This is a genomic window from Skermanella rosea, assembly GCF_016806835.2.
Classification (GTDB): Bacteria; Pseudomonadota; Alphaproteobacteria; order Azospirillales; family Azospirillaceae; genus Skermanella; species Skermanella rosea.
This window is the reverse complement of the sequence record NZ_CP086111.1, coordinates 1,148,546-1,174,470: the sequence shown is the minus strand read 5'-3', so window position 1 is coordinate 1,174,470 and position 25,925 is coordinate 1,148,546. Positions and strand designations below refer to the sequence as shown.

Annotated in this window: 23 protein-coding genes; 9 read left to right on the top strand and 14 right to left on the bottom strand. The window is 69.8% G+C overall.

From position 1 onward, the window contains the following. Positions 1–10 precede the first annotated feature (10 nt). From JL101_RS05485 to JL101_RS05460, 6 genes are all read right to left on the bottom strand, one after another. A complete protein-coding gene (locus tag JL101_RS05485; protein ID WP_203102903.1) occupies positions 11–1,600 on the bottom strand; it encodes an alanine/glycine:cation symporter family protein in 1,590 nt (529 codons plus the stop codon). Next, positions 1,597–2,031 (bottom strand): universal stress protein, encoded by a 435-nt coding sequence (locus tag JL101_RS05480; protein ID WP_203102901.1) that lies wholly within the window; start codon positions 2,029–2,031, stop codon positions 1,597–1,599. The genes JL101_RS05485 and JL101_RS05480 overlap by 4 nt, the downstream gene beginning before the upstream one ends. 110 nt (positions 2,032–2,141) lie before the next feature. Continuing rightward, entirely contained in the window at positions 2,142–3,593 is a 1,452-nt protein-coding gene (locus JL101_RS05475; protein WP_203102899.1) for a sensor histidine kinase, read from the bottom strand. Between the two features lie 98 nt (positions 3,594–3,691). Continuing rightward, on the bottom strand, positions 3,692–4,144 hold the full coding sequence (locus JL101_RS05470) for a YqaA family protein (RefSeq protein WP_203102897.1): 453 nt from the start codon (positions 4,142–4,144) through the stop codon (positions 3,692–3,694). 13 nt (positions 4,145–4,157) lie between these two features. Further along, positions 4,158–6,110, bottom strand: a complete 1,953-nt coding sequence (locus tag JL101_RS05465) for a histidine kinase dimerization/phosphoacceptor domain -containing protein (protein WP_203102896.1) — start codon at positions 6,108–6,110, stop codon at positions 4,158–4,160. Positions 6,111–6,243: 133 nt separating this feature from the next. After that, on the bottom strand, positions 6,244–8,493 hold the full coding sequence (locus tag JL101_RS05460) for an AAA family ATPase (protein ID WP_228435295.1): 2,250 nt from the start codon (positions 8,491–8,493) through the stop codon (positions 6,244–6,246). A gap of 409 nt (positions 8,494–8,902) precedes the next feature. Here JL101_RS05460 and shc point away from each other — a divergent pair, with 409 nt between their 5' ends. Further along, a complete protein-coding gene (shc, locus tag JL101_RS05455) occupies positions 8,903–10,801 on the top strand; it encodes a squalene--hopene cyclase (protein WP_267133548.1) in 1,899 nt (632 codons plus the stop codon). Positions 10,802–10,877: 76 nt separating this feature from the next. Here the strand turns inward: shc and JL101_RS05450 are convergent, their stop codons facing one another. Continuing rightward, complete coding sequence (locus JL101_RS05450) at positions 10,878–11,525, bottom strand: terminase small subunit (protein ID WP_203102894.1); 648 nt, start codon at positions 11,523–11,525, stop codon at positions 10,878–10,880. 178 nt (positions 11,526–11,703) lie between these two features. Between JL101_RS05450 and JL101_RS05445 the strand changes: the two genes are divergently transcribed. Beyond that, complete coding sequence (locus JL101_RS05445) at positions 11,704–11,958, top strand: hypothetical protein (RefSeq protein WP_203102893.1); 255 nt, start codon at positions 11,704–11,706, stop codon at positions 11,956–11,958. A 67-nt stretch (positions 11,959–12,025) separates the two neighbouring features. Here JL101_RS05445 and JL101_RS05440 read toward each other — a convergent pair whose 3' ends face one another. The 3 genes from JL101_RS05440 to ispH form a co-directional block, all read right to left on the bottom strand. Further along, positions 12,026–13,315, bottom strand: coding sequence for an IS4 family transposase (locus JL101_RS05440; RefSeq protein WP_228435294.1), 1,290 nt, complete (start codon positions 13,313–13,315; stop codon positions 12,026–12,028). 280 nt (positions 13,316–13,595) lie between these two features. Further along, positions 13,596–14,711 (bottom strand): adenosyl-hopene transferase HpnH, encoded by a 1,116-nt coding sequence (gene hpnH, locus JL101_RS05435; protein ID WP_203099602.1) that lies wholly within the window; start codon positions 14,709–14,711, stop codon positions 13,596–13,598. Positions 14,712–14,718: 7 nt separating this feature from the next. Beyond that, positions 14,719–15,690, bottom strand: a complete 972-nt coding sequence (gene ispH / locus JL101_RS05430; protein WP_203099601.1) for a 4-hydroxy-3-methylbut-2-enyl diphosphate reductase — start codon at positions 15,688–15,690, stop codon at positions 14,719–14,721. 179 nt (positions 15,691–15,869) lie between these two features. On the opposite strand from ispH, the gene JL101_RS05425 reads away from it, so the two are divergent. Continuing rightward, a complete protein-coding gene (locus JL101_RS05425; RefSeq protein ID WP_203099600.1) occupies positions 15,870–17,150 on the top strand; it encodes a flavin monoamine oxidase family protein in 1,281 nt (426 codons plus the stop codon). Here the strand turns inward: JL101_RS05425 and JL101_RS05420 are convergent. Then, the gene (locus JL101_RS05420; protein ID WP_203099599.1) at positions 17,122–17,550 is read right to left on the bottom strand and encodes an RbsD/FucU family protein; all 429 of its coding nucleotides are present in this window, start codon (positions 17,548–17,550) and stop codon (positions 17,122–17,124) included. The genes JL101_RS05425 and JL101_RS05420 overlap by 29 nt on opposite strands. Positions 17,551–17,650: 100 nt before the next feature. Here JL101_RS05420 and JL101_RS05415 point away from each other — a divergent pair, with 100 nt between their 5' ends. The 3 genes from JL101_RS05415 (at position 17,651) to JL101_RS05405 (ending at position 19,140) form a co-directional block, all read left to right on the top strand. Further along, positions 17,651–18,661 carry an aldo/keto reductase gene (locus tag JL101_RS05415; RefSeq protein ID WP_203099598.1) on the top strand — a complete coding sequence of 337 codons (1,011 nt, stop codon included), beginning with the start codon at positions 17,651–17,653 and terminating at the stop codon, positions 18,659–18,661. Between the two features lie 55 nt (positions 18,662–18,716). After that, positions 18,717–18,887, top strand: coding sequence for a hypothetical protein (locus tag JL101_RS05410; RefSeq protein ID WP_201073284.1), 171 nt, complete (start codon positions 18,717–18,719; stop codon positions 18,885–18,887). A gap of 82 nt (positions 18,888–18,969) precedes the next feature. Then, a complete protein-coding gene (locus JL101_RS05405) occupies positions 18,970–19,140 on the top strand; it encodes a hypothetical protein (protein ID WP_203099597.1) in 171 nt (56 codons plus the stop codon). A gap of 102 nt (positions 19,141–19,242) precedes the next feature. Here the strand turns inward: JL101_RS05405 and JL101_RS05400 are convergent, their stop codons facing one another. Then, positions 19,243–20,424 carry a porin gene (locus JL101_RS05400; protein ID WP_203099596.1) on the bottom strand — a complete coding sequence of 394 codons (1,182 nt, stop codon included), beginning with the start codon at positions 20,422–20,424 and terminating at the stop codon, positions 19,243–19,245. A gap of 236 nt (positions 20,425–20,660) precedes the next feature. On the opposite strand from JL101_RS05400, the gene JL101_RS05395 reads away from it, so the two are divergent. The 3 genes from JL101_RS05395 to JL101_RS05385 all read left to right on the top strand — a co-directional run bounded on the left by JL101_RS05395 (position 20,661) and on the right by JL101_RS05385 (position 24,090). Then, positions 20,661–20,801, top strand: coding sequence for a hypothetical protein (locus JL101_RS05395; protein ID WP_203099595.1), 141 nt, complete (start codon positions 20,661–20,663; stop codon positions 20,799–20,801). A gap of 99 nt (positions 20,802–20,900) precedes the next feature. Further along, entirely contained in the window at positions 20,901–22,136 is a 1,236-nt protein-coding gene (locus tag JL101_RS05390) for an AMP-binding protein (protein WP_203099594.1), read from the top strand. A gap of 37 nt (positions 22,137–22,173) precedes the next feature. After that, positions 22,174–24,090: an ATP-binding protein gene (locus JL101_RS05385; protein ID WP_203099593.1), complete on the top strand. Its 1,917-nt coding sequence runs from the start codon at positions 22,174–22,176 to the stop codon at positions 24,088–24,090. On the opposite strand, the gene JL101_RS05380 is transcribed toward JL101_RS05385, so the two are convergent. Beyond that, entirely contained in the window at positions 24,074–25,144 is a 1,071-nt protein-coding gene (locus tag JL101_RS05380) for an acyltransferase family protein (RefSeq protein ID WP_203099592.1), read from the bottom strand. The two genes, JL101_RS05385 and JL101_RS05380, sit on opposite strands and share 17 nt — an antisense overlap. Before the next feature lie 315 nt (positions 25,145–25,459). Further along, the gene (locus JL101_RS05375) at positions 25,460–25,783 is read right to left on the bottom strand and encodes a hypothetical protein (protein WP_203099591.1); all 324 of its coding nucleotides are present in this window, start codon (positions 25,781–25,783) and stop codon (positions 25,460–25,462) included. Positions 25,784–25,925: the final 142 nt, after the last annotated feature.

Here is a 25,925-nt window from a genome sequence, read left to right as displayed (position 1 = left end):
CCGCGGCGGATCAGCGCCGCACCGCGGCGCCGGCGGGCGGGGCGTGCCCGTGGGCGCGGATCTCGCCGCTGCGCAGCTTGGCGCGGTAGTTCGCCAGCTCCCGCCGCACCACCGGGGCCAGCAGGTAAAGCCCGACCAGGTTGGGCAGCGACATGGCGAAGATCATGGCGTCGGAGAAATCGACCACTGCACCCAGCTGGAGCGAGGAGCCGATCACCACGAAGACGCAGAACAGCAGCTTGAAGCTGACATCCGCCGCCCGCGTCTCGCCGAACAGGTAGGTCCAGCTCTTCAGCCCGTAATAGGACCAGCTGATCATGGTCGAGAAGGCGAACAGGATGACGGCCACCGCGAGCACGTAGGGGAACCAGCCGATGGTGCTGCCGAACGCCTGGGAAGTCAGGCTGACGCCGTCGGCATCGGGCGTGCCGTAGGTCCCGGTGATCACGATCACCAGCGCCGTCACGGTGCAGACGATCACGGTGTCCACGAACGGCTCCAGCAGCGCCACGTAGCCCTCGGTCACCGGCTCCTTGGTCCGCACCGCCGAATGGGCGATGGCGGCGGAGCCGATGCCCGCCTCGTTGGAGAAGGCGGCCCTTCGGAAGCCCTGGATCAGCACGCCGACGAAGCCCCCCGCGACTCCTTCCGGGCTGAAGGCGCCGGTGATGATGGCGCCGAAGGCCGCGGGGATCTCCGCCCAATGGACCAGGATGATGATCAGGCCGGCCAGCACGTAGAGCCCGCACATGAAGGGCACGACCTTCTCCGTCACCCGCACGATGCTGCGGATGCCGCCGATGATCACGATGCCGACCAGGACGGCGGCGATCAGGCCGAAGATCCAGCCCCGGCCGGCCAGCGGGCTGGCGTCGCCGCCCGTCACGTTGACGAACTGCTGGAACGCCTGGTTGATCTGGAACATGTTGCCGCCGCCGAGCGACCCGCCGACGCACATGATCGCGAAGAACACCGCCAGGAACCGGCCCAGCCCGCCCATGCCGCGCTCGGCGAGCCCCTGGCTCAGGTAATACATCGGACCGCCGGAGACGGTCCCGTCGGCGTTGACGCGGCGATATTTGACGCCGAGCGTGCATTCCGTGAATTTCGACGTCATGCCGAGCAGGCCGGCGAGGATCATCCAGAAGGTGGCGCCTGGCCCGCCGAGCGACACCGCGATGGCCACTCCCGCGATGTTGCCGAGGCCTACGGTGCCGGACAGCGCCGCCGTCAGCGCCTGGAAGTGCGAGACCTCGCCCCGGTCGTTCGGGTCCTCGTAATCGCCCCGGACCAGCCGGAGCGCATGGCCGAAGCCGCGGAAATTGATGAAGCCGAAATAGACGGTGAAGAACAGCGCGGCGGTGATCAGCCAGACCACGATCAGCGGCAGGTCGGCGCCCATCACCGGCACCGAATAGAAGATGATCCCGGCGAAGACGTCGGCGACCGGCCCGATCGCCGCGTTGACGCGGGCATCGATGCCCAGTTCGGGCGCGCCGGCCAAGTCGGCGGTGGTCTGCGCCGCCGCGGGGCCGGCGGCGGCCACCAGGGCCGCGAACACGGGCGGGAAGAGAGCGCGGGGGAGCGGCGGCCTGGTCATGGCACCACCGTCACCGGTACCGGCGCCATCTGGACCAGCGCGCCGGCGACGCCGCCGAACAGCAGGGTCGTGACGCGGGACCTGCCCCGGCGGCCGATGAAGACTTGGCAGGCCTTGTTCTCGGCGGCGGCGGAGCACAGCTCCTCGGCGCCGTGCCCGAACCGGATAACGGTCCGCGGTTCCGCCCCCGCCGCCTTCAGGCGATCCCGGAGCGGGTCGAGCAAGCGGGTCTGGGCATCCTCCAGCTCGCGCTCGCGCTGGCGATGCCGTTCGGCGACCTCGGACGGGCTCAGGAACTCGTAGCGCGACCACTCGATCACATGGACGAGAAGCAGGTCGGCTCCGGCGCGAGCGGCCTGGTCGGCTGCGAAATCGACGGCGCGCCGGCAGCCGTCGCTGCCGTCCACGCCGACCATGAAGAGTTGTCCCATGGTTTCGGCCCCCCTGCGGGCTGTTCTTTTCCAGATTTCCCTGGGGCAACCACGGCGGGGAAGCTTTGTTCCAAAGAATTATGACAAAACGCCTAATCCGCGCCACGGCTTTACCGGATGATATCGCGGTCGCCCCACAGATCGATCGGAGGCGCCGGCTCGCTGCGAAAGCGGATGCTCACCGAGGTGCCGGAGCGCCGTCCGCCGCCGGGGCCGGTCGTGAGCTGACCCCGGAGCTGGCGCGTCAGCTGCCTGACCAGCCGGATGCCCAGGCGTCCCTGGCCCTGCTCGAAATCCAGGGGCAGCCCGACGCCATCGTCCTCGACGCGGAGCTCGACCGGGCCGGGAGCGCACCCATCCAGGATGACGCGGACCGGGCCGCCCGAGATCACCAGGCCGCCCTCGTCGGGATAGGCGTATTCCACGGCGTTGGCGATCAGTTCGTTGGCGATCAGCGCCAGGGGCGTCGCCTCGTCGATCGGCAGTTCCATCGGCCGGCCGCGGGTGCAGGCCACCGGGATCCCCGGCCTGGAGAGATTGGCGCACAGCCCCTGAAGGAAGGCCGCGAAATCCATCAGGTCGGGCCGGTCGGTCAGGTAGAGCTGTTCGTGGACCTGCGCCACGGCCTCGATCCGCCCGCGGGCCTCGGTGAACTGCTGCAGGGTCGCCGGATCCGTGATCGTCCGGTTCTGCAGGCTGAGCAGGCTGGAGATCAGCTGGAGATTGTTGCGGACGCGGTGATGCACCTCGCGCAGCAGCAGGTCCTTTTGGCGCAGCAGATGCTCGCGTTCGGCCGCGGTGCTGGCCAGTTCCGCCTGGATGCGCTTCTGGCTGTCGATGTCGGTCGCGGTGCCGAACCAGCGGACGATGCGGCCGGCATGGTCCAGCACCGGAGTTGCGCGCCCGAGATGCCAGAAATGGGCGCCGTCGGCGCGGCGCAGCCTGTATTCCGCCTGCCAGGGACTGGCGGAAGCGTAGGCGGCCCGCCAGGATTCGAGCAGCCCGTCGAGGTCGTCCGGGTGGACATGGCTGCGCCAGGCCTGGGGATCGTCAGGGGACGCGCCGGAATACTCGAACCAGCGGCGATTGAAATACTCGTTCTCGCCGTCGGGACCGGTGATCCAGACGATCTGCGGCAGGGCCTCCGCCATGCCGCGCAACCGCTCCTCGTCGCCTCCCCTCCCGCTCTCCCGCGCGCCGCTCCGCCCTCCCGGCAAAGCGGCCTGGCCGCGCTGGAGGACGAGGCGCGCCGCCCCCGCCGCCAGCAGGCCGGAGATCAGGGCCCCGGCCAGCCCGGCGACCGTCAGGGGCGGAAAGGCGAACACGACGCCGGGCAGAGGTGCCGCCGGGATGGCGGTGCCGGGGACGATCGCTCCCGGAAGGGCGGCATTGTCCACCTGGCCGCCCTGGACCGGCGCCGGCAGGATGGTCGGGGAAGCGGGAACCGGACCGGGCGCGGAAACGAGCGCCGGCAACACCGCCGACAACAGCAGTCCCGGTACGGCTGCCGCTGCCGCTATCAGCCACAGGCCGTTGCGCAGTCCCATTTCGCCCCCGCCCATGATCACCTCCCAGACAGAACACCTGCGTCATGCGGTGGTTCAGCGAACAATGCATTTGTTTCGAAATTCATCCGCGCCGTGTTGCCGCAGGGGACCGCTCATCCCGTGCCGCCGGTCCACCACAGGGTGGAGAGGGCGATGAAGACGTAGCGTCCGACCTTGCCGATCGCGACCAGGACGGTGAAGCGCGCGAGATCGACGCGGAGCGCGCCGGCGACCACCGTCAGCGGATCGCCCACGACGGGCACCCAGGCGAACAGCAGGGACCAGACGCCGTAGCGGCCGTACCAGCCGACGGCCCTGTCGTACACGGCGGGCTTCAGCGGAAACCAGCGGCGGTGCCGCAGATGGACCAGGAACCGGCCGAGCAGCCAATTCAGGATCGAGCCCAGCACGTTGCCGGCCGAGGCGGTCGCGACCAGGAGCACCGGGTCGAGCCCGCCGCGCGCCAGCAGGGTCGCCAGCAGGATCTCGGACTGGGCGGGCAGGACCGTGGCGGCCAGCAGGGCCGCCGCGAACAGGCCGGCATAGGCCGGGAGATCGGCGGTCACCGGCCAGGCCGCCTCACGCCGCAGCCGGCAGCACGAGGGTCCAGCGCGCGCCGGGGTCCAGATTGTCGACCGACAGCGCGGCGTCGAGCTGGGACGCCAGGGATTCGATCAGGCGCATGCCCAGGCTGTCGCTCCGCCGGCGATTGCGCGGATCGAGGAAGTGCGGCGCGATGCCCGGCCCGTGATCGCGCACGGTCAGGCGGAGCGCGTCGCCGCCGGCGCGGCCGAAGCTGATCTCGACCGGGCGCCCGGCCATGCCCGGACCCGCGTGCTTGAGGGCGTTGGTCAGCAGTTCCACCGCCAGCAGCCCGAGCGGAATGGCCGAGTCGGTCGGGACCTCGACCGGCTCGGTCCGGACGGAGACGTTTCCGCCGCCGCCGTAGAGGGTGCAGAGGGTCTGGAGATAAGCGCCGAACTCGACCCGCCGCACGTCGTCGTTCTTGTAGAGCTGCTCGTGGACCTGCGCGATCGCGTTGACCCGGGACACGGCATCCTGGAAGGCTTGGCGGCTGCGGGGATCGTCGATCTGCCGGCCCTGGAGGTTGAGCAGGCTGGCGACGAGCTGGAGCGAGTTCTTGACCCGGTGGTTGACCTCCTTCAGGAGCATGTCCTTGCTGTCCACGACCTTGCGCACGCGCTCCTCGCTGCCGCGCAGGGCCGCCTCCGCCCGCTTCTCCCGGTCGATGTCGTAGAGCGCCACCACGCTGCCGATGATGGCGCCCGCGCCGTCCACGATCGGCGCGCCGCTGACCCGGATCCAGCCGGTGGTCCCGTCGCCGCGCCGGTATAGCAGCTCGTCGCCGGCGATCACCTCGCCTTCCAGGGCCCGCGCCAGGGGCCATTCCCGAGGGTCGACCGGCCTGCCGTCGGCGTGCCAGCCGACCCATTCGCCGTAGCTTGCCACGTCGCGGGAGGGCAGCACCCCGTGCCGCAGGATCTCCTCGACCCGTCGGTTGCCGTAGATGATCCGCCCGCCGGGCGCCTCCGCCACCAGGACGCCGGCGGGCATGCTGTCGACCAGGGCCTCGAAACGGGCATTGTCGGCGGACATGCGGGCGATCAGCCGTTCCCGCTCGCCGTCGGCCCTCTTGCGGGCGGTGATGTCGCGGACGATGCCGAACATCTGGCCGCCCTCCGGGCTTCCCCCGAGGGTTCCATCGGGCATCCAGCGGCCGCGCGCCACGAACCAGCGTTCCCCATCCCGATCCACGCCCGGTTCCGCACCCGGCGCCGTGACGGCGGGGTTCAGGCGGTACTCGACCTCCAGCGTGCCCTTTTCGGCGATCGCCCGGTCGATCCGGTCGGCCACCCTCGCGCGGTCGTCCGGATGGACCACGGCCAGCCCCTCGTCCAGGCCGAACGGCGTCTCCGCCGGCAGGCCCTGGAGCGCCGCCGCATGGCGGGACGCGACGAACTGCCGGCTGTCGCCGCGCATGCTCCAGGCCCCCACTTCGGCGGCTTCCAGCGCTATGGTAAGCCGGGCCTCGCTGGTGCGGAGCTCCTCGCCGCTGCGCTCCGCCCTGACCCGGCGGGTGACCTCCTGCGCGATGATCAGGACGCCGTCCACGGTCCTCCCGGTCGCCTGAAGCGGGATGAACTCCACGTCCCAGAAGGTCTCGCGCCCGCCGCGGGCGTAGATCGAGCGGTGCTGCCGGAGGCTGAGCGGCTCGCCGGTCCGCCAGACCTTCGAGATGGCGGCGAGCTGCTCCGCGGGGATATCGGGGAACACCTCGGCGATCGTCCGCCCCAGCATCGGGACGGGCGCCGGGGGGATCGCCGCGTAGGCCTCGTTGACGAGGGTGTAGCGGAGTTCCGGCCCGCGCACGATGGCGACGGCGGCCGGCACCCGGTCGACGATCCGAAGCAGCACGTCGGTATCGGGCACTTCCAGCGCCAGCGCCGAAAGCACCTGGGCGAGGGTCCCGCTCGCCGATACCGACGATACGGCGTCGCTCCTGCTGGTCATAGCGTCAGAGAACTCCAGGACTGCTGGGCCGGAACGGTTGAGCCGTCCCGGCTTCGTTCTTTCCCGGAATGTCCCAGCCTGACCCAGTGGAGCGCCCGATGATGGCGTGAGTGAGGCGAGGCGCCGGGAGGGCCTATGCCGGTTCGTATTCCGACGACCTGACATGGGTCCGGTCCACCGACAGGTCAAGCTTCCCGTCGGCCACCGCCAGCCTGACCCGGCCGCCGCCATCGAGATCGCCGGACAGGAGATGCTCGGCCAGCGGCAGCTTGACCGCGCGCTCGATCAGGCGCGCCAGCGGGCGGGCGCCCAGGGCCGGGTCGAAGCCCCGCGCGGCCAGCCAGTCCAGGGCCTCGGGGCTGGCGTCGAGCGCGACGTTGCGGTCGGCGAGCTGTTCCGCGAGCCGGTCCAGGTGCGACCGCGCGATCAGCCGGACGGTGGTGGGCTCCAGCGGCCGGAACTGCACCGTGGCATCCAGCCGGTTGCGGAACTCCGGCGAGAACAGCCGGTTGACCGCCGCCACCGCGGCGTCGGCATCGGGGCCGGAGGCGGCCTGCATGCCGAATCCCATGGCGGGGCGGACCATCTCGGCGGCGCCGGCGTTGGTGGTCATGATCAGGACGACATGGCGGAAATCGACGGTCCGGCCGGAGCTGTCGGTCAGCCGGCCGGCGTCCATGACCTGGAGCAGCAGCGCGAACAGGTCCGGATGGGCCTTCTCGATCTCGTCCAGCAGCAGGACGGCATGGGGCGCCTTCGACACGGCCGAGGTCAGCAGGCCCTCCTGGTCGAAGCCGACATAGCCCGGCGGCGCCCCGATCAGGCGGCTGACGGTGTGCCGCTCCATGTATTCCGACATGTCGAAGCGCAGCAGCGGGACGCCCAGCGTCTCGGCGAGCCGGCGCGCGATCTCGGTCTTGCCGACGCCGGTCGGGCCGGCGAACAGGTAGGAGCCCATCGGCTTCTCCGGGTCGCGCAGGCCGGACCGGGCGACCTTGACCGCCGATGCCACCGCCTGGATCGCCGCGTCCTGCCCGAACACCGCCGCCTTCAGGTCGGCTTCCAGGCCGCGCAGCGCCGCGCGCTCGTCCCGGCCGGCGCGGCGGACCGGCATGTTGGCGATGCGGGCGACGACCGCCTCGATGTCGGGCGCCTCGATCCGCCGCGGCCAGGCCCGGCCGGCGTCGAGCCGGGCCATGGCGCCGGCTTCGTCCAGGACGTCGATCGCCTTGTCCGGCAGGTGCCGGTCGGTGATGAAGCGGGCCGACAGCTCGACCGCGGCGCGGATCGCGTCGCCGCTGTAGATCACCCGGTGATGGTCGGCGTAGCGGTCCGCGACGCCTTCGAGGATCGCGACCGCATCCTCGACCGAGGGCTCGGCGACGTCGATCTTGCCGAACCGGCGGGCGAGCGCCGGGTCGCGCTCGATATGCTGGCGGTATTCCCGGTAGGTCGTGGCGCCGACGCAGCGCAGCGTCCCCTCGGCGAGGGCCGGTTTCAGCAGGTTGGCGGCGTCCATGGCGCCGCCCGACCCGCCGGCGCCGATGATGGTGTGGATCTCGTCGATGAACAGCACGGCGCCGGGCGTCCTGCCCAGCTCGGTGACGACCGCCTTGACCCGTTCCTCGAAGTCGCCGCGGTAGCGGGTGCCGGCCACCAGGGCGCCCAGGTCCAGCGCGAAGATGCGGGTGCCCCTGAGCGCGTCGGGGGCCTCCCCCTCGACGATCCGCAGCGCCAGCCCCTCGGCGATGGCGGTCTTGCCGACGCCCGGCTCGCCGACCAGGATCGGATTGTTCTTGGTGCGCCGGCACAGGATCTGGACGGTCCGCTCGATCGCCGCGTCGCGGCCGATCACGGGGTCGATCCGGCCCTCGGCCGCCTTGGCGTTGAGATCGACGCAGTACGTGGCGAGCGCGCCGTCGGCGGCGGGCGCCGCCGGGGGATCGGACGCGTCCAGCGCCCGCTGCGGGGCCTTGCGGCGACGGGCCTCCACGTCGCGCTGGACCATGTGGTCGACGATCCGATCGCGCGTGACGCCGTGGCGCCGGAGGATGGCGGCGGCGCCGGCGGCCCGGTCCACCAGCAGCGCCAGCAGCAGGCAGGCGCCGTCGCACGGGGCCTCGGGCTTGAAACGCTCGGCCCGCTGGATCGTCCGCTCCACCGCGTCGTCGCCCTGGGGCCGCTGGGGAAGACGCGGCAGCAGCCGGTCGATCTCGCGGTGGATGGCCCGGGGATCGGCCTCGCACGCCATCAGGGCGGCGACGGCATCGACGTCGCCGGTCAGGGACAGCAGCAGGTGCTCCTGTCCCGGTGCCGCATGGCCGTACTGGGCGGCGAGCTGATACGCGTTCCTGACGGACTGTGCGGCGGCGTTGCTGAGCATGGGCTGGCCTCTCCTGTCCTGGTTGGCTGTGCCGGCGGTCCCGCTGGCGCCTTGCGGTCGCGCTCCTGGACAGGAGTCTTACTTTCGACATAGTGAATCAATTATTAACCATAACATCATCAACCCGTCATTACTGCCGGGCTCGACGCGGAATACATCCGTCCGCCCGCCAAGCCTGAATGCTGCATCGCCGTCCGGAGGGGTCCGTCGCCTTTTGCGTTGATGACACCGGGGCATGCTGCGGCATAAGGGTGGTTGCAGGGCAACATCAAATATCCTCTGGTGCAATCACTCCAATCCGACCAACAGCAGGTGGGCGAGCATGCTTCTCCCGCGGACGGGCGTTGGTCCCGAAGGCCTCGGTTCCCAAGAATATCCGGCCGACGGGGCAGTTGATCCAGCCATCGACGTGACCGAGGCGGTTGCCGCGGCGGAAGCCGCCTTCGGGCGGCTCCAGCAGCCCGACGGGCACTGGGTCTTCCCGCTCGAGGCGGACGTGACCATCCCGGCGGAGCACATCCTGCTCCAGCATTTCCTGGACGAGATCGACCCGGAGGTGGAGACCGGCCTCGCGACCTTCATCCGGCGCCGGCAGGGCGAGGACGGCGGATGGCCGCTGTTCCACGGCGGTGCCATGGACGTGAGCTGTTCGGTGAAGGCCTATTTCGCGCTGAAGGCGGCCGGCGATCCGCCCGACGCGCCGCACATGAGGCGGGCGCGCGATGCGATCCTGGCCCACGGCGGTGCCGCCCGCTGCAACGTCTTCACCCGCATCCTGCTGGCGCTGTTCGGCCAGATCCCGTGGCGCGGGGTGCCGGCCATGCCGGTCGAGATCCTGAACCTGCCGGCCTGGTCGCCGATCCACATCTCCCGGATCTCCTACTGGTCGCGGACCGTGGTCGTGCCGCTGCTGGTCGTGATGGCGAACAAGCCGAAGGCGCGCAACCCGCGCGGCGTCGGCGTCCCGGAGCTGTTCACCGTGCCGGCCGACCGGGTCGCCGACTGGCACTCCGCGCCCGACGACACGGCGCTGGCCCGGCTGTTCCGCGGGCTGGACAGCTTCCTGCTGCTGATCGAGCCGCGCCTGCCGAAGACCGGCCGGCGGACCGCGATCCAGCGCGCCGTGAGCTTCGTGACCGAGCGGCTGAACGGCGAGGACGGGCTGGGCGCGATCTTCCCGGCGATGGTCAACGCGATCCTGATGTATGACTGCCTGGGCTATCCCATCGACCATCCCGACGCGGCGACCGCCCGCCGGGCCATGGACAAGCTGCTGCTGCGCCGGGGCGACGAGATCCTGTGCCAGCCCTGCCTGTCCCCGGTCTGGGACACCTCGCTGGCCTGCCACGCCCTGGCGGAGGCCGGCAGCCCGGCGGCGCGGGCCATGGCCCTGCGGGCGGCCCATTGGCTGGCCGACCGCCAGGTGCTGGACTGCCAGGGCGACTGGAGCTGGCGCCGGCCTGGAGTGCGGCCGGGCGGCTGGCCGTTCCAGTACGCCAACCCCCACTATCCCGACACCGACGATACCGCCGTGGTCGTGATGGCGCTGGACCGCTGCGAGGCGGAGCTGTTCACCACGGCGATCGACCGCGGGCGCGAGTGGATCGAGGGGCTTCAGAGCACCAACGGCGGCTGGGGCGCGTTCGACGCCGACAACAACAGCCATTACCTGAACTACATCCCCTTCGCCGACCACGGCGCCCTGCTCGACCCGCCGACGGTGGACGTGACGGCGCGCTGCATCGGGATGCTGGCCCAGCTCGGGCTCGACCGGGACCACCCGGCCGTCGCGACCGGGATCGACTTCATCCGGCGGGAGCAGGAACCGAACGGCTCCTGGTTCGGCCGCTGGGGCACCAACTATATCTACGGCACCTGGTCGGCGCTGTGCGGGTTGAACGCGGCCGGCATCCGGGCGGACGACCCGATGGTGCGGCGGGCGGCGGAGTGGCTGGCATCCCGCCAGAACCCGGACGGCGGCTGGGGCGAAGGCGGGGTTTCCTACTGGCCCGACCGGATCGCCGAGGACCGGTGCCCGAGCACGGCGTCGCAGACGGCCTGGGCGCTGCTCGGCCTGATGGCGGCGGGCGAGGTGCGCGGCGCCGCCGTGGCGCGGGGCGTCCGCTACCTGCTCGACGCCCGCAACGCCGAGGGGCTGTGGGACGAGGAGGACTTCACGGCGGTCGGTTTCCCGCGGGTCTTCTACCTGCGCTATCATGGCTATGCCGCGATCTTCCCGCTGTGGGCGCTGGCCCGCTATCGCGGCCTGATCGAGGAACGCCGCACGACGGTGCCCTGGGGGGTGTAGAGGGGACGCGTCGCGGCGTCGCGGTCGGGCGCGTGGTCGGTCGAAACGAACGTGATCTTCGCTGCGGGGCGGGGATTCAGGCGACGGCCGGCACCCGGAGGGGCGGCACCGGCGCCGACAGGGAGGTGGAGCCGAACAGGGCCGCCGCCTTGGGGGAGGTCACTGTTTTTCGGGCCGAAAGGTCACTATTCCGCTTGGCGGCCGGCGGGACGGCGGGCTTGCCGGCGGGCTTCGCCGCCTCCGGCGCGGGTGGCTGCGCGGCCTCGGGGTAATCGGCATCCTCCGGGGGACAGTCCAGGTTCTCCAGGTCGGCGTCGGGGTGCGGCCTGTCGCCGCCCAGGTAATGGTGCGGGATGCGCTTGTCCTGGATCACGCCGCGGAGCTTCAGGCCAAGCTCCACCGCGCGCATCGCCAGCCCGAGGCTCTTGCGCTCCAGCGCCTCCCCCGCGATGGTCTCGACCAGTTCGGCGGCGCGGTCCAGGGCGGACTTGTGGACGTCCCGCCGGTCGGTGCGGAGCTGGTCGATGCGGACGCGGATTTCCGGCTGGCCCATCAGCACCGCGGCACGCTGCTTGGCCCCCTTGGGCGAGTACCCGGCCCGCCGCGCCGCCTCCGCCCCGCCGACGTTGCAGGCCATGGCTTGGCAGAAGGCTTCCTGGCGCGGGGTCAGGACGATCACGGGCGGAGCGGAGGCGGCTTGTGTGGGGGACTGTTGGTCGAGCATGGCTGGGGCGCCTTGGTCGGATGGGAACAATTCATGAACATTAAGTCGATTTCGCGGTGAATGCAAGACAGGTCGGAGGGTGCGCGTCCCGCGCACCATGGGCGGCGGGACGCCGCCCCTCCACTCATTCGGCGACGTTCGATATCTTGACCCGCGTCGCCGTCCATGGAGGCCACCCATGCACACGCTCGGCAAGCTTCTGGTCATCTGGGGAGTGCTGTTCCCGCTGATCCTCCTGCCCTCGGCCGGCAGCGGGTTACAGCGTTTCATGCCCGTGTTCGACGTGCATTTCGGCCCGCTGCATATGGAGCTGGACGCCGTCCTTCAGGCGGGGCTGATCCTGGTCGGCGTCGGCCTGTCCTTCTGCGCGCTGCCGCGCGGGCTGCTGCTGGTCTTGCTGGCTTCCGCTTCCGGGTCGGGTGCGGGGCGGTGATCCTGTTGGGTCCGCTTGTGTGCTGCACCCCCTCACCCTGATCCTCTCCCCCAAGGGGGCTAGTCTATCAACAGATCTTTTGCCGGAGAGCTACGCCCTCGCACATTGTTGCGAAACGGGCGTAGCCTCTGGCAAAAGTGATGGGTCCAGCCGGCTTGGATTTGGGATAGCCGTCCCAGCCGCCCAAACGGGCGATAAACCATGCGGCCCAAGCCAGCGTGTCGGGCGGATGTGGGTTTTTGCGGGCGGCGGTGCGGCCTTCCAGACGTGGTTGTAGGGCGATCAGGACGCTGACCTGCTGTGCGGAGAAAGTGTCGTCGATCGGGCGAACCAGGACGCCGTCGCGAACGCCGAGCAGTTGCAGGATGTGCGTGGCGGCGACCAGGGCGGCGAAAGCCAGCCGCTGAAGGGCGTCGGCGCTTTCGACCTGGCTCGACTCGATATCCAGCCCCTGCGTCTTGAGAGTACGGAAAAGCTGCTCGATGGTCCAGCGCCGCCGGTACCAAAGCACGATTTCCAAGGCTTTTGCGGTGTCCTCGACCTGATGTGTCGTCAGCAGCCGCCAATGTACCGGGTCTTCTCCGGCGGGGGCGTCCACTTCGCGAACATCGACCATTCGAAGGGCGAGCGCCGGTGCGGCGCCGGGGTGTGTCCCGTTCCTGGGCCGTTTCACCGCGACCGCGCCGTAGCGCAGTTCCAGGGTCGCCGTGCGGGCCGAGCGCTTGCCGGGGCGTTCGGGAAGGTCCAGCGTGAAGCGCTCCGCCACCGCCAGCGCGTCGCTCCAGGCGTATAAGTAGCCGCCTCCGGCCAGCGCCCTGTCGCGGCAGGCCCGCGTCAGAAGATCGAAACCCGCTTCCGGCAGCCGCTCCCATTCCTCGTAGATGTCGCTTTCGCGGTCGGCGACGACCGTGACGTGCCGGGCCGTATCGAGATAGTGCTTGGCTGTCTGCGCGCCCTCCAGCCAGCGCATCGATTCCTTGCTCTCGATCGGCAGAGCCCGACGGTGCTTGGCCGCGGTTTCATGACGGGCGTAGACCTGCGCTCCGACAAGTCCCAGACAAGCTCCGCTTTCGGCCTCGACCGCCAGCACCGGATGGACGAACAGCCCGGCGTCCCGGCCATTGCCCACGGTGCCCAGGCCCCGCGTTCGTCCGGCATGGGCCTGATAGTTCAATTCGCTGGTGTCCTGGATGGCCAGAACATGCAGGCCGACGACGCGCGCCCGCATCTGCTCGCCGATCGTGCATTCCATTTCCACCAGTCTTACCTTGGCATTGTTCAGCCAACGCCCGAAGCGAGCCTCTTCGATCCGGTCGTTCGACAAACGCCGAATGCGGACGGTCGAGCGCTCGACCATCCTTTGCAGCAGTTGCCGCCCCCTTTTTTCAGCCGTTCATCGTTGAAACGGCCGACGATATCAACCTGAATGTCCATTCGTGACGCCCTCCGCCTGAGAACGTCACGAACAGAATCACATCCCCGCCAAACTACGCAACTACAGCGACAAACCCGAGTCAACCTGCCGCACCTAAAAAGATCTGTTGATAGATTAGCCCCCTTGGGGGAGAGGGTCAGGGTGAGGGGGTCGGGCGACGGCGTTCGTGTCAGGATCGACGGAGTTCCTCGCGAAAACCGCCTCAGCGCTTCGGGCCGGTCTCCTCCAGCGCCTTCTCGACGTGGCGGGAGAAGACGTATTCGGCCGGGCGCTGGCGGTCGAGGGGGATTTCCGGGGCCATGCCGCCGTCGGTGCGGACGCCGTGCCGGGCGACGCGGAAGGCCTTCAGGGGGTTGCGGACGGAGTCGGCGACGGCGGTCGCCTCGTAGCCGCTGTGGACCATGCAGTCGGCGCATTTCTCGTAGTTGCCGGTGCCGTAGGCGTCCCAGTCGGTCTCATCCATCAGCTCGCGCCAGGTCCTGGCATAGCCTTCCCCGAGCAGGTAGCAAGGGCGCTGCCAGCCGAAGACGTTGCGGGTCGGGTTGCCCCAGGGGCTGCACCGGTAGGTCTGGTTGCCGGCCAGGAAGTCCAGGAACAGGGACGACTGGTTGAACGCCCAGCGCCGGCCCCGCCCCGCCCGGAAGATGTCGCGGAAGAGCTGTTTGGTGCGCCGGCGGGTCAGGAAATGGGCCTGGTCGGGTGCTCGCTCGTAGGCGTATCCGGGCGAGACCGTGATGCCGTCGATGCCGGCTTCCATGGCCTCGTCGAAGAAGGCGGCGACGCGGGCGGGGTCGGCGCCATCGAACAGGGTGCAGTTGATGTTGACGCGGAAGCCGCGCTTCTTGGCCTCCCGGATCGCGGCGACGGCGCGGTCGTAGACGCCGGCCTGGCAGACCGAGGCGTCGTGCTCGGCCCGGCTGCCGTCGAGATGGACCGACCAGGTGAAGAAGGGGCCGGGCTTGAAGCGGTCCAGCCGCTTTTCCATCAGCAGCGCGTTGGTGCAGAGATAGACGAAGCGCCGCTGGGCGATCAGCCCGTCCACGATCCGGTCGATCTCGGCGTGGAGCAGCGGCTCGCCGCCGGCGATCGAGACGACCGGCGCGCCGCATTCGCGCGCCGCCTCCAGGCAGTCGTCCACGCTGAGGCGGCGGTTCAGCAGCGGGTCGGGATAGTCGATCTTGCCGCAGCCGGCGCAGGCGAGGTTGCAGCGGAACAGCGGCTCCAGCATCAGCACCAGCGGGTACCGCTTGACGCCGCGCAGGTGGCGGCCGACGACATAGGCGCCGACCATGGCGGTTTGGAGCAACGGGACGGCCATCGTGAGCTCACTTCCTGTTCAAGTCGGGGCGGTGCCGGGGGAGCGGGCCGGTGCCGGCCGCCTCCAGCTCGACGGGCAGGCGGAAATGCAGGGTTTCCTCGATGCCGGGCAGCGTCCGGACCCGCAGCTTGGCTCGCCGCGCCAGGGCGTCCAATACCTCCTGGACCAGGTCCTCCGGCGCCGAGGCGCCCGCCGTGACGCCGACCGAGGATACCCCGTCGAGCCAGGCCGGGTCGAGCGCCGAGGCGTCGCCGATCAGGTAGGCGGGGACGCCGGCGTCGCGCGCGATCTCGCGCAGGCGGTTGGAGTTGGAGCTGTTCGCCGCCCCGACCACCAGCACCAGGTCGACCAGCGGGGCGAGGCCCAGCACGGCGCGCTGGCGGTTCTGGGTGGCGTAGCAGATGTCGTTGGTGTCCGGGCCGACAATGGCGGGGAACCGGGCCTTGAGCGCCTCGATGATGCTTCGGGTGTCGTCGATGCTGAGCGTGGTCTGGGTGATGTAGGCGACCCGGCCGGGATCGGAGACCCGGAGCCGGGCGACATCCTCGATCGAGCCGACGAGATGGACCGGCCCGTCCAGCCGGCCCAGGGTTCCCTCGACCTCCGCATGCCCGGCATGGCCGATCAGCACGACGTCGCGGCCCTGGCGGGAATAGCGCGCACCTTCCAGGTGGACGCGGGCGACCAGCGGGCAGGTCGCGTCGATCACGTGCAGGCCACGCGCCCGCGCCGCCTCGTCCACCGCGGTCGAGACGCCGTGGGCGCTGAAGATCGTGACCGCGCCGGGCGGCACCTCGTCCACCTCGTCCACGAACCGCACACCCTTGGCCCGCAGGCGCTCGACCACGTGGCCGTTGTGGACGATCTCGTGCCGGACATAGACGGGAGGGCCGTAGAGCGCCAGCGCCCGTTCCACGATCTCGATCGCCCGCTCGACGCCGGCGCAGAAACCGCGGGGTTGGGCCAGGATCACCTGCATGCGCGCGTCCTTTGGTCGTTTCCGGGCCGGCTATGTCCGGGAACGGCGGCCCCCGGACGATCCAGGCTATATCGGGAGGGAAAAATCGGGCAAACACGCATTTGGATCAGTGGCCTCGGTCCGACGTCCCGCACAAACTGTTGAACGGGCGTGATGGATTTCAAGCGGACAGGGGAAGCATGCCGTTCAGCGAAGTGGATGTGGTCGTTGTCGGCGCCGGGGCGGCCGGTCTGGCGGCGGCCCGCGAGCTGGCGCGCCGGGGCATCTCGGCGGTCGTCACCGAGGCGCGCGGCCGGACGGGAGGCCGCGCCCACACCGTGCTGACCGGCGGCGGCCATCCCGCCGACCTGGGCTGCGGCTGGCTGCACTCCGCCGACCGCAATCCCTGGTGCGGGATCGCCGAGGGGCTGGGGCTGGAGATCGACCGGAACCCGCCGGACTGGGGCCAGGGTGCCGTCGGGCGCCGCCTGGGCCGGGAGGCCATGACCGACTGGGCGGAGGCGATGGAGCGGTACTGGGAGCTGATCGACCGGGTCGGCGATGGCGGCCCGGGTGGCGGACCCGATCGCAGCGTCGCCGACCTGCTGCCGGCCGGGGACCGCTGGCTGCCGCGCTTCGCGGCGGTCATCGGCTATATCTCCGGCGCCGAGCCCGGGGACCTGTCGGCGGTGGACCTGGTGCGCTACGCCGACACCGGCGTCAATTGGCGGGTGGCGTCGGGCTATGGAACGCTGGTGGCGCGGGCCGGCGCCGGGGTCCATGTCTCGCTCGACACGCCGGTGACGTCGATAGACATGACCGGGCCGCGGATCGTGCTGACCACGCCCAAGGGCGAACTGTGCGGGCGGGCCGTGATCCTGACCGTCCCGACGCCGCTGCTGGACGGCGAGGCGATCCGCTTCACGCCGCCGCTGCCGCCGGAGAAGACCGGGGCGGCCCGCGCCCTGCCCATGGGCCATGTGGCGAAGCTGTTCCTGGAGGTCGCCGAGGGGGGCGGCCGGCCCTGGGACCTGGAGCCCGACACGCAGGTCCCCGGCGCCCTGGACCGCGCGCGGACCGGGCTGTACCACCTGGAACCGCTCGGCCGGCCGCTGGTCGAGGCCTATTACGGCGGCGCCCTGGCGCTGGACCTGGAGCGCGCCGGGCCGGGGGCCCTGGAGGATTTCGCGCTCGGCGAGCTGTGCGGGCTGTTCGGTTCCTCGGTCCGCGGCCGGCTGAAGCCGGTGGCGGCCTCGGGCTGGGCGGCCGACCCGTGGTCGCGCGGGGCCTATTCCTACGCGGTGCCGGGCGGCGCCGACCGCCGCGCCGACTTGGCACGGCCGATCGACGGGCGGCTGTTCTTCGCCGGGGAGGCCTGCTCCCAGGAGTCCTACTCCACCGCGCACGGGGCCTACCTGACCGGCATCGAGGCCGCGGCGGCGGTCGCAGCCGTCATCCGGCCGGACGGATCACGCCCTTGACCAGGATGATGTTGCCGTAGAGGCGGCGCTCGCCGGTGGCGATCACGGCGTAGGCGCCGCGCGCCCGCTCGTAGAAGGCGAAGCGGTCCATGCCGAGGATCTCGATCGCCCGGCCCTCCGCCCCGTCGGCCAGCGCCTGGAATTCGTCCAGGATCGGCGGCCATTCCGTCCCCGGGGTCATGACGGCGGCCGGCGCCTCGACGAAATCGTCGAGCGGCAGCAGCGACAGCACCGCCTTGAGCGCCGCGGTGGCGCTGATGCCGTCCAGCCGGACCAGCCGCCTTGCGTTGGCCGCCGCGGGATAGTTCGCGTCGACGATGGCGAGTTCGTCGCCGTGCCCCATGTCGGCGAGGATCTGGAGCAGCGCTCCGTTGAGCAGCGGATCGATCGTCTTCAGCATGGGTTTCCTGTTCCTGCCCTGATGCGGCTTCCTGGCCCGTTTCGGGGGTCGGCCGTGTTATCGATTGAGTCCATGGTTAATGAACCGCAAGGAGGATGGCATGGAACTGGAAACGCGCAAGCTCGGCCGCACGGACGTATCGCTGACGGTGTTCGGCTTCGGCGGGACCTCGCTCGGCAACATGTACCGGGCGATCGACGACGAGGCGGCGCTGGCCGCCCTGGACGCCAGCTTCGCGGCGGGCGTCCGCTACGTGGACACGGCGCCGCTGTACGGCCACGGCCTGAGCGAGCACCGCGTCGGCGGCTGGCTGCGCCGGGTCCGCGGCGAGAACGTCGTGCTGTCCACCAAGGTCGGCTGGCGCCTGTTCCCGGCGCGCGGGGAACCGACCGAGGCGGGCCTGTTCATGGACGTGCCGCCGTTCCGCCGGGGGATCGACTACAGCTACGACGGGGTGATGCGGTCGTTCGAGGACAGCCTGCAACGGCTCGGCACCGACCGGGTCGACATCGTCTTCATCCACGACGCCGACCGGCGCAACCAGGGCGACGCCTATGAGCAGCGCTTCAAGGAGGCCATGGAGGGCGCCTACCCCGCCCTGCTGAAGCTGCGCGAGCAGGGGATCGTCAAGGCGATCGGGGCCGGGCTGAACGAGTGGGAGGCCTGCCAGCGCTTCGCCGAGGCCGGCGACTTCGACTGCTTCCTGCTGGCCGGCCGCTACACCCTGCTGGACCAGGCGAGCCTGGACAGCTTCATGCCGCTCTGCGAGAAGCGCGGCATCGGGATCGTGCTGGGCGGGCCGTACAATTCCGGCATCCTGGCGACCGGGCCGGTGGAGGGCGCCCATTACGACTATGCCCCCGCGTCGCCGGAGATCCTGGAGAAGACCCGGCGGATCGAGGAGGTCTGCCGGCGCCACGGGGTGCCGCTGAAGGCGGCGGCCCTCCAGTTCCCGCTGGGGCATCCGGTGGTGGCGTCGGTCATTCCCGGCATGGGCAGCCCGGCCCGCATCAAGGAGAACATGGACCTGCTCGCCCACAAAATTCCGTCCGACCTGTGGGCGGAATTGCGGTCTGACGGGTTGATCCGTCAGGACGCCCCGCTCCCCTGAGCGCAACGGGTGCGGGCGATCCGCCTGCAACCGCGAGAGCTGGAGGGAGGAAGGCATGAGCACCGGCAAGGGTTCCGAAGCGGCCGAGCAGATCGAGAAGGCGCTGGACCGGAAGACCGGAAAGGCATCCGGCGACACCGACAAGAGCCCCGAGCGCAAGTTCGAGGAGATGGGCGAGCGCGACGAGATCCGCGACAAGGCGGGACGGACGCCCGAGGGCCGGTGACGCCGTCATCCAGACCGACGAATTCCCGGGGCGCCGTGCGCGCCCCGGGACGGAAGAGAAAAGACAAACAAGTGGAATGCCGATGAAGATGTTTATCCTGGGCGCCCTGACGGCGATCGTGATCGCCGCGGGCGTGGGCATCGTCCTGTCGAACTACCTGACCAACCCCGCCTACGACGCCTTCTCCACCCCCAGCGCCCGGGTCGGCGAGGAATCCACGGCCGACCACCGGTTCGGCGAGCTGGCGAACTAGGGAACGGAACCCATCTTCCGGCGACGCCCCAGGAAACGAAAAAGGGGTGCCGCGCCCGGAAGCGCCGCACCCCTTTCCTTCCAGCCGGAACAGTGCCGCGGATCAGAAATCCAGGCGGGTGCTCAGGATGGCGACGATGCCTTCGTTGCTCGTGGTGCTGGTCACGCCGGTCGCGGCGTCCACGTTGCGCAGGTCCTCGTCCACGTACATCACGTCGCCCTGGACCGTGAAGCCGGGAGCCAGGGTGTAGGCGGCGCCGCCGCCGTAGGTCTTGTAGGAGGAGGCGTAGGTCGCGGGGGTCACGCCGCCGAAGTCGTCGAACTCCGGGCCGCCCTTGAAGCCCTCGGCGTCGGCGTAGGACAGGCCGACCGCGAGCGGGCCCGCCGTGTAGCTGACGCCGACATGCCAGATGTTGGTGTCGCCCGACGTCGCCGGCACGCCGGAAACCGCGTTGTAGTCGCCGCCGTCGATGTAGCCGCCGCCGACCTTGAAGCCGCCGTAGCCGACCTGGCCGCCGACCTGCCACGCCCAGAAGTCCTCGAGCGACGGACCGCCGACGACGCCCAGGTCCTGGCCGGTCGCCGTGCTGCCGGTGGCGCTCGCCGCGACCGAGAAGCCGGAGAACTCGCCGGTGTAGTTGGCGCCGAACTCCCAGAAGTCCTTGTAGCCGCCGGCGGTCTTGAAGCCGACGACGTCCTGGCCCTCGCTGTCGTCCTGCGTGGCGTAGCTGACGCCCGCCTGGATGCCGGCGAACCGCGGCGTCAGGTACATGACCTTGGTGGCGTCGCCCGAGTCGGGCGCCTGCACGACGCTGCCGGTCGGCAGGCTGCCCAGCGCGAAGCCGGCGCGCGGGCCGAAGTCGGGGGTATTCTCCAGGAAGCGGTAGCCGTCGCCGTCGATCTGCTCGACGCCGATCAGGGGAGCGTAGATCGCCAGGGTGTCGGCGGCGCCGTCGAAGTCGCCGAGCTCGATGCGGCCCCAGGTGCCGCCGAGATAGACCGACGCCTCGTCGGTGCCGACGCTCGTCGAGGTGGCGCCGGTGCTGTTCTGCAGCTCGACCTTGGCACCATAGAGAAGGCCGTTGTCAGCCTTGCCGTCGGCGCGGACGACGATCTCGGTCTCCAGCGCGAATTCGCGGCTGGTCCGGTTCGAGGCGTCGTCGTCGTAGTAGGCGCCGAAGAACTCGGTGTAACCGCCGAGGCTCACGACGAGCTGTGCCTGGGCGGACTGCGCGGCCAGGGTGACTGCGGCGATGGCCGTGGTGGCAAGGAGGAGATTTCTCATGACCATTCCCTGATCGGGTCGAACGTTAAGCGTCGCATCATCAGAGCGGCGAATAGGTGCATATGCAACGATTACCTACGAAACGGATCGTGATGACGGAAATATGATGCACGGCAGCAACACCTTGAACTTTTAGGCCAAATTAACAGCTCATTGACGCGAAACCGGTCCTGGGGGTCGAAGCGCAACGCACCCGGCCATCGCCTGTTGGAGCAGTTTTCACCAGGAGATCGACCATGGCCGAGAACGACGGCAAGAAAGACGAAAAGCCCCAGCCGGGAACCGATGCCGGCCGCGACAAGACGCTGACCGAGAAGGAGGAGGAGCAATCGGGCGGCGAGAACAAGAAGACGCCCGGACCGGTCTACGACGTTTGATCGGTTTTTGAGCCTGCTTTCCTGTTCGGACGGATTTGCAACGCCGGTCCGATGTGACACTATCGGCGCATCTTTTACCCCTATCGATGGTACGGGTGCGTGGCCGGGGAAGCAGGAGAGTTCGGGTCCGGAGGAAGCTGGTGGTCGGACGATCCGACCCTGGCGCGTTTCGTCGCCGACCTGGTCGCGAGCGAGTTCACGCGCCTGCGGCCCGGTTCACGGGCCCTCGCCGGCCATCCCGGCGGAGAGGCCTGGCGGAACGGCCCGGTCGAGGCCGACAGCCTGGAGATGCTCCAGCTCTCGGCGGCGCTGTCCGAGGCGCTCGACCTCGCCGCGGCGGGCGCCTCCGACTACCTGCCGACCCGGCGGACCTTCGGCGGCCTGCTGGATATCTGCCGGTCGGCGCTCCCCCGGTGCGGTTCCCATGTCATCTTCAGGACGTCGGGCAGTACCGGAGCCGCGAAGCCCTGCCGCCACCGGCTCGCCGACCTGGAGCAGGAGGCGGAGTTCCTGCGAACCCTGTTTCCGGAGCGGCGGCGCATCCTCGGCGCGGTGCCCTGCCACCATATCTACGGTTTCCTGATGACGGTCCTGGCCGGCGCTTCCCCGGGGGGAGCCAGGCTGCCCGTGGTCGACATCCGGGGACTGGCGCCGGCGGCCCTCGCCGGCTTGGCGATGCCCGGCGACCTGATCGTCGGCCATCCCGCCTTCTGGGCGGCTTTCGTCCGCAGCGGGGCCGACCTGCCCGCCGGCGTCCAGGGGTCGGTTTCCACCGCCCCCTGCCCGGCCGGAACGGTCCATGGCGCGATCGGCGCCGGTCTCGACCGTCTGGTCGAACTGTACGGGTCGTCGGAGACCGCCGGCATCGGCTGGCGCGACGATCCGGCCGACGGCTTCCGACCGATGCCCCACTGGCGGCGCGTCGGGGAGGCCATCCTGCGCCGGACCTTCGCCGACGGCACGGAACGGGACGTCGCGGCGCCGGACCGGCTGGACTGGACCGCGGACGGCCGCTTCCGCGTCGCGGGGCGCCTGGACGGGATGGTCCAGGTCGGCGGCGTCAATGTTTCCCCCGACCATGTGGGGCGGCGCCTGCGCGAGCATCCCTGGGTCGCCGACGCGGCAGTGCGACTGATGGGCCCGGCGGAAGGCGACCGGCTGAAGGCCTTCATCGTGCCGGCCCCGGGCGCTCCCGCCGGCCCGGAACTCCATCGGGCGCTGACCCGCTGGATCGACCGTAACCTGACCGTTCCGGAACGGCCCCGGGCCCTGACTTGCGGGCCTTCGCTGCCTTCGAATGCCATCGGCAAGGACGCAGACTGGACCGTTGCCTGAATCTTTCCCGCCCCTTTCAAGACTCGCGACCCCTCCCATGACCACCCTGCTCGACCAGCCCGACATCCTCAAGACCTCCGCCGGAGCGGCCTTGCGGGAATTCATCAACCAGATCGCCTGCCCGATCTTCGTCATCGACGTCGAGGACGGTGAGGGAGGCGGCGGATTCCGGATCGCGATGCTGAACGGCTGGTACGAGCGCGCCTTCGGCCTGAGCCATGCCGACTGCGCCGGCCGGCTGGTCGGGGAGGTGCTGGCGCCCTGCCTCGCCTACCGCCTCACCGACCATTACCGGCATTGCGTGGCAACCCGCGGCCCGATCAGCTACGAGGAGGAGATCCGGCTGGGAGACCGCGTCTTCTGGACGCGGACCGTGCTGAACCCGCTGTTCCACGACGGGCGGATCGTCCGCCTGGTCGGGACCTCCACCGACCTGACCGACCACCGCCGGCTGGAGCAGGCGCTGGAAGCCGCCCAGCGCATGGCCCGGCTCGGCTGGTGGCGGACCGACCTTGCGACGGGAAGCACGGTCTGGTCGGACATCCTGTACGGGATCCACGACCGCGACCCCGCCGCCGGACCGCCGGATCCCGCCGGGTTCCTCGACCTGGTCCATCCCCAGGATCGCGACCTCGCGGCGCCGTCGGCGCGGGTCGGATCGTTCGACTACCGCATCGTCCTGCCCGACGGCGAGATCCGCCACCTGCACGAGGAACGGGTCGTCCACAGCAGCGGCGACGGGCACCCCGTCGCCCTGTTCGGGACCGTGCAGGACGTCACCGCGAGCAAGCGGGCGGCCCTGGAGCTGATGGCGGCGAAGGAACAGGCCGAGCGGGCCAACCAGGCCAAGACGTCGCTGCTCGCCAACATGAGCCACGAGCTGCGCACGCCGCTGAACGCGATCATCGGCTTCTCGGAGATGATGGCCGAGGAGATGCACGGCCCCCTGGGCAACCAGACCTACGTGGAATATGCCAGCGACGTCCTGTTCGCCGGCCGGCACCTGCTGGACATCATCAACGACCTGCTGGACATGGCCAAGATCGAGGCGGGCCAGGTCACGCTGAACGAGGAGACCGTGTCCGCGAAGCGCCTGCTGGGCGACGTCGACCGACTGCTGCGGGAACGGGCGACGAAGGCGCGGCTGAAGCTGACCGTGGCGCCCGCGCCGGACGACGTGGCCGTGGTCGCGGACCGGCGCCTGATGCGGCAGGTTCTGCTGAACCTGGTGGGCAACGCGGTCAAGTTCACCGAGGCCGGCGGCGAAGTCACCCTGGCGACCCACATCCTGGCCGACGGCCAGATCTGCTTCACGACCTCGGACACCGGCATCGGGATCTCCGTCCGCGACCTGCCGGTCGCGCTCGCCCCCTTCGGCCGGGTCGGCTCGCATCTCCAGGCGAACACCGAAGGCACCGGGCTGGGGCTGCCGGTCGCCAAGGCGCTGGTCGAGCTGCACGGCGGCATGCTCCATCTCAACACCAGCCCCGGCGTCGGCACGACCGCCTTCATGACGCTGCCGTCCTGGCGGGTGCGCACGCCCGACGGCAGGCCGCCGGCCCCGACCATCGGCGGCCTCAAGGAGTTCTTCAGGATCGGCGACCGGGGCGTTTACGAACTGGTCGAGGAGACCGGCCGCGACGCCCTGGCGGACCTGCCGATCGGCATCGTGCAACTGGACCGGACGGGACGTGTCCTCAGCTACAACGCCGCGGAGGAGAATTTCGCCGGGCGCAAGGCCGACCTGGTGATCGGCTGCGACTTCTTCCGCGACGTCGCCCCTTGCACCTTCACGCCGGAGTTCCACGGCCGGTTCCAGGAGGGCGTGGAGTCCGGCAAGCTGAACATCATTTTCAGCTACGTCTTCACCTTCGACCAGCCCATGAAGGTGCTGATCGAGATGCGTTCCGGCCGCGAGCCCGGCACCGCCTGGCTGTTCATCCGCTGGATTTGACGGCGGTCACACGGCTGCCGGCCGAAACGCCGGGCCGGCGGCCGTCCCGCGACGTCCAGCCGCGCCCCAGCCTCTGGATCGGCGCCTCGAGCAGGAAATACGCCGCGATGCCCGCCGCCGCCGATATCACGATCGCGGCGGCCATGAAGATCCAGGCGGCCGCCGCATCCTGCTCGACCAGCCCCAACCGGTTCCAGGCCGTCCTGACCACCCCGAGCGTCAGGATATGGGTCAGGTAGACCGAATAGGACGCATCGCCCAGCAGGGTCAGCAGCCCGTTCTTCCGGATCGCGTCCCTGAACTCCAGCGACAGGCAGCCGACCACCGTCAGGACGGCCGGAATGCCCCAGACCAGCAGCCGCGTCTCGGGAATCTCCCACGGGGTCAGGGCGACCATCCAGACCAGCCCGACGGCGATCGCCGACAGGGCGGCCCAGGCCGGCAGCGCCAGCCGTCCCTCCAGGTACAGCCGGCCGATCAGCATTCCGGCCACGAACTCCATGATGATGGAGTCCGCGAAGAAGATCAGGACCGGATCCTCGAACGGGACGACCAGGCCGATCACCGAGATCGCCGCGAACAGCGCGGAGATCGCCGGGATGATCAGGGAGCGCGGCAGGAACAGGGCCGCCGCGAAGATCAGGTAGAAGAACATCTCGTAATTGAGGGTCCAGCCCGGGATCAGCAGGGGCCAGATCCGGTTCGGCGCGGCCGGATAGAAATGCGGGATGAAGAACAACGACTTGAGCACGTGCTCGGGCGTCAGCTCCACCGCCCGGAACAGGTTGGGCAGCAGGAGGGCCGCCGCCGCGACGGCCAGCGTCACGAGCCAGTACATGGGAACGATCCGCACGATGCGGTTCCTGAGGAAATCGCCCGGCGCGGTCGGCCGCAAGGACGTCGTCACCCACATGATGAAGCCGCTGATGACGAAGAAGATGTCCACGCCCGCCTGTCCGAACAGCCAGACGCCGCCCGTGTAGAACACCTCGAAATCGGTGATCTGGTAGCGCGCGTGGTGGAACACCACCAGGAGAGCCGCGAACGCCCTCAAATACTGAATTGAAATAATATTAAATTTATTATTCCCCAAGGGTTGCCGAACGGGAGAACGCGATGTGATCGTCTGACTCATGTTCAACCACAGTACATATCGATGCCGGTTGCCCATGATAACAGAACGTCGGCTTGGAAGCCTCTCGGCGGGCACGGCAAACTGGAAGCTACTACGCTTGATGCGCGCTTTCGATTACGGGTTACTCTAGTGGTTCTGCATAGTGTTTTTTATGACGCTCCGGCCACGCTGTCGGCGTCGGCCTTCCGCCGAGGCCGACCTGCGACACATCGATCGGGCGAGGCTGTCCCTCCCTCAGTCGGGAGGAGGGTCGCTCCAGTCGCCGAGCGACATGATGGAGATCGCGAGGCCGACGAAGCCGAACAGGACCGCCATGCCCCAGATCAGCAACAGGGCCCCGGTCAGGTCGCCGGGCGAGGCGCCGGCTCCCAGCGTCAGCGCTCCGATGCCGCCGACATCGGCCCCGATCAGGGCGGTCGCCGTCACCGCTCCCCCGGCGAAGCCCGCGCCGAAGGCGCCCGCCAGCCTGCGCAGGATGGGTCGTTCGTGCCGCAACGGCCATCCGGGGCCGCTTCGCCGTTCACCGGGGTCGGACATGCCATGCACCGTGTCTGCCATCGGGTCATCCATAAACTGTTCCGTTCCTCGCGGGATTGCGAATCTTCAATGCGGGCGGGCCGCGGCGGATGCACGCTCCCGGCCGGGTTTCGCATCCTGCGCCCCTGTCGGGCGCACCGCTCGGGGAGTTCCACACCATGCA

Coding starts and splice junctions, on each gene's coding strand:
- JL101_RS05410 (WP_201073284.1), top strand. CDS start 18,717: ATGAGCACCGGCAAGGGTTCCGAAGCGGCCGAGCAGATCGAGAAGGCG.
- JL101_RS05425 (WP_203099600.1), top strand. CDS start 15,870: ATGCCGTTCAGCGAAGTGGATGTGGTCGTTGTCGGCGCCGGGGCGGCC.
- JL101_RS05450 (WP_203102894.1), bottom strand. CDS start 11,525: ATGCTCGACCAACAGTCCCCCACACAAGCCGCCTCCGCTCCGCCCGTG.
- JL101_RS05460 (WP_228435295.1), bottom strand. CDS start 8,493: ATGCTCAGCAACGCCGCCGCACAGTCCGTCAGGAACGCGTATCAGCTC.
- JL101_RS05395 (WP_203099595.1), top strand. CDS start 20,661: ATGGCCGAGAACGACGGCAAGAAAGACGAAAAGCCCCAGCCGGGAACC.
- JL101_RS05465 (WP_203102896.1), bottom strand. CDS start 6,110: ATGACCAGCAGGAGCGACGCCGTATCGTCGGTATCGGCGAGCGGGACC.
- ispH (WP_203099601.1), bottom strand. CDS start 15,690: ATGCAGGTGATCCTGGCCCAACCCCGCGGTTTCTGCGCCGGCGTCGAG.
- JL101_RS05385 (WP_203099593.1), top strand. CDS start 22,174: ATGACCACCCTGCTCGACCAGCCCGACATCCTCAAGACCTCCGCCGGA.
- JL101_RS05440 (WP_228435294.1), bottom strand. CDS start 13,315: ATGGTCGAGCGCTCGACCGTCCGCATTCGGCGTTTGTCGAACGACCGG.
- JL101_RS05485 (WP_203102903.1), bottom strand. CDS start 1,600: ATGACCAGGCCGCCGCTCCCCCGCGCTCTCTTCCCGCCCGTGTTCGCG.
- JL101_RS05375 (WP_203099591.1), bottom strand. CDS start 25,783: ATGGCAGACACGGTGCATGGCATGTCCGACCCCGGTGAACGGCGAAGC.
- JL101_RS05475 (WP_203102899.1), bottom strand. CDS start 3,593: ATGGGCGGGGGCGAAATGGGACTGCGCAACGGCCTGTGGCTGATAGCG.
- JL101_RS05420 (WP_203099599.1), bottom strand. CDS start 17,550: ATGCTGAAGACGATCGATCCGCTGCTCAACGGAGCGCTGCTCCAGATC.
- JL101_RS05400 (WP_203099596.1), bottom strand. CDS start 20,424: ATGAGAAATCTCCTCCTTGCCACCACGGCCATCGCCGCAGTCACCCTG.
- JL101_RS05405 (WP_203099597.1), top strand. CDS start 18,970: ATGAAGATGTTTATCCTGGGCGCCCTGACGGCGATCGTGATCGCCGCG.
- JL101_RS05415 (WP_203099598.1), top strand. CDS start 17,651: ATGGAACTGGAAACGCGCAAGCTCGGCCGCACGGACGTATCGCTGACG.
- hpnH (WP_203099602.1), bottom strand. CDS start 14,711: ATGGCCGTCCCGTTGCTCCAAACCGCCATGGTCGGCGCCTATGTCGTC.
- JL101_RS05445 (WP_203102893.1), top strand. CDS start 11,704: ATGCACACGCTCGGCAAGCTTCTGGTCATCTGGGGAGTGCTGTTCCCG.
- JL101_RS05480 (WP_203102901.1), bottom strand. CDS start 2,031: ATGGGACAACTCTTCATGGTCGGCGTGGACGGCAGCGACGGCTGCCGG.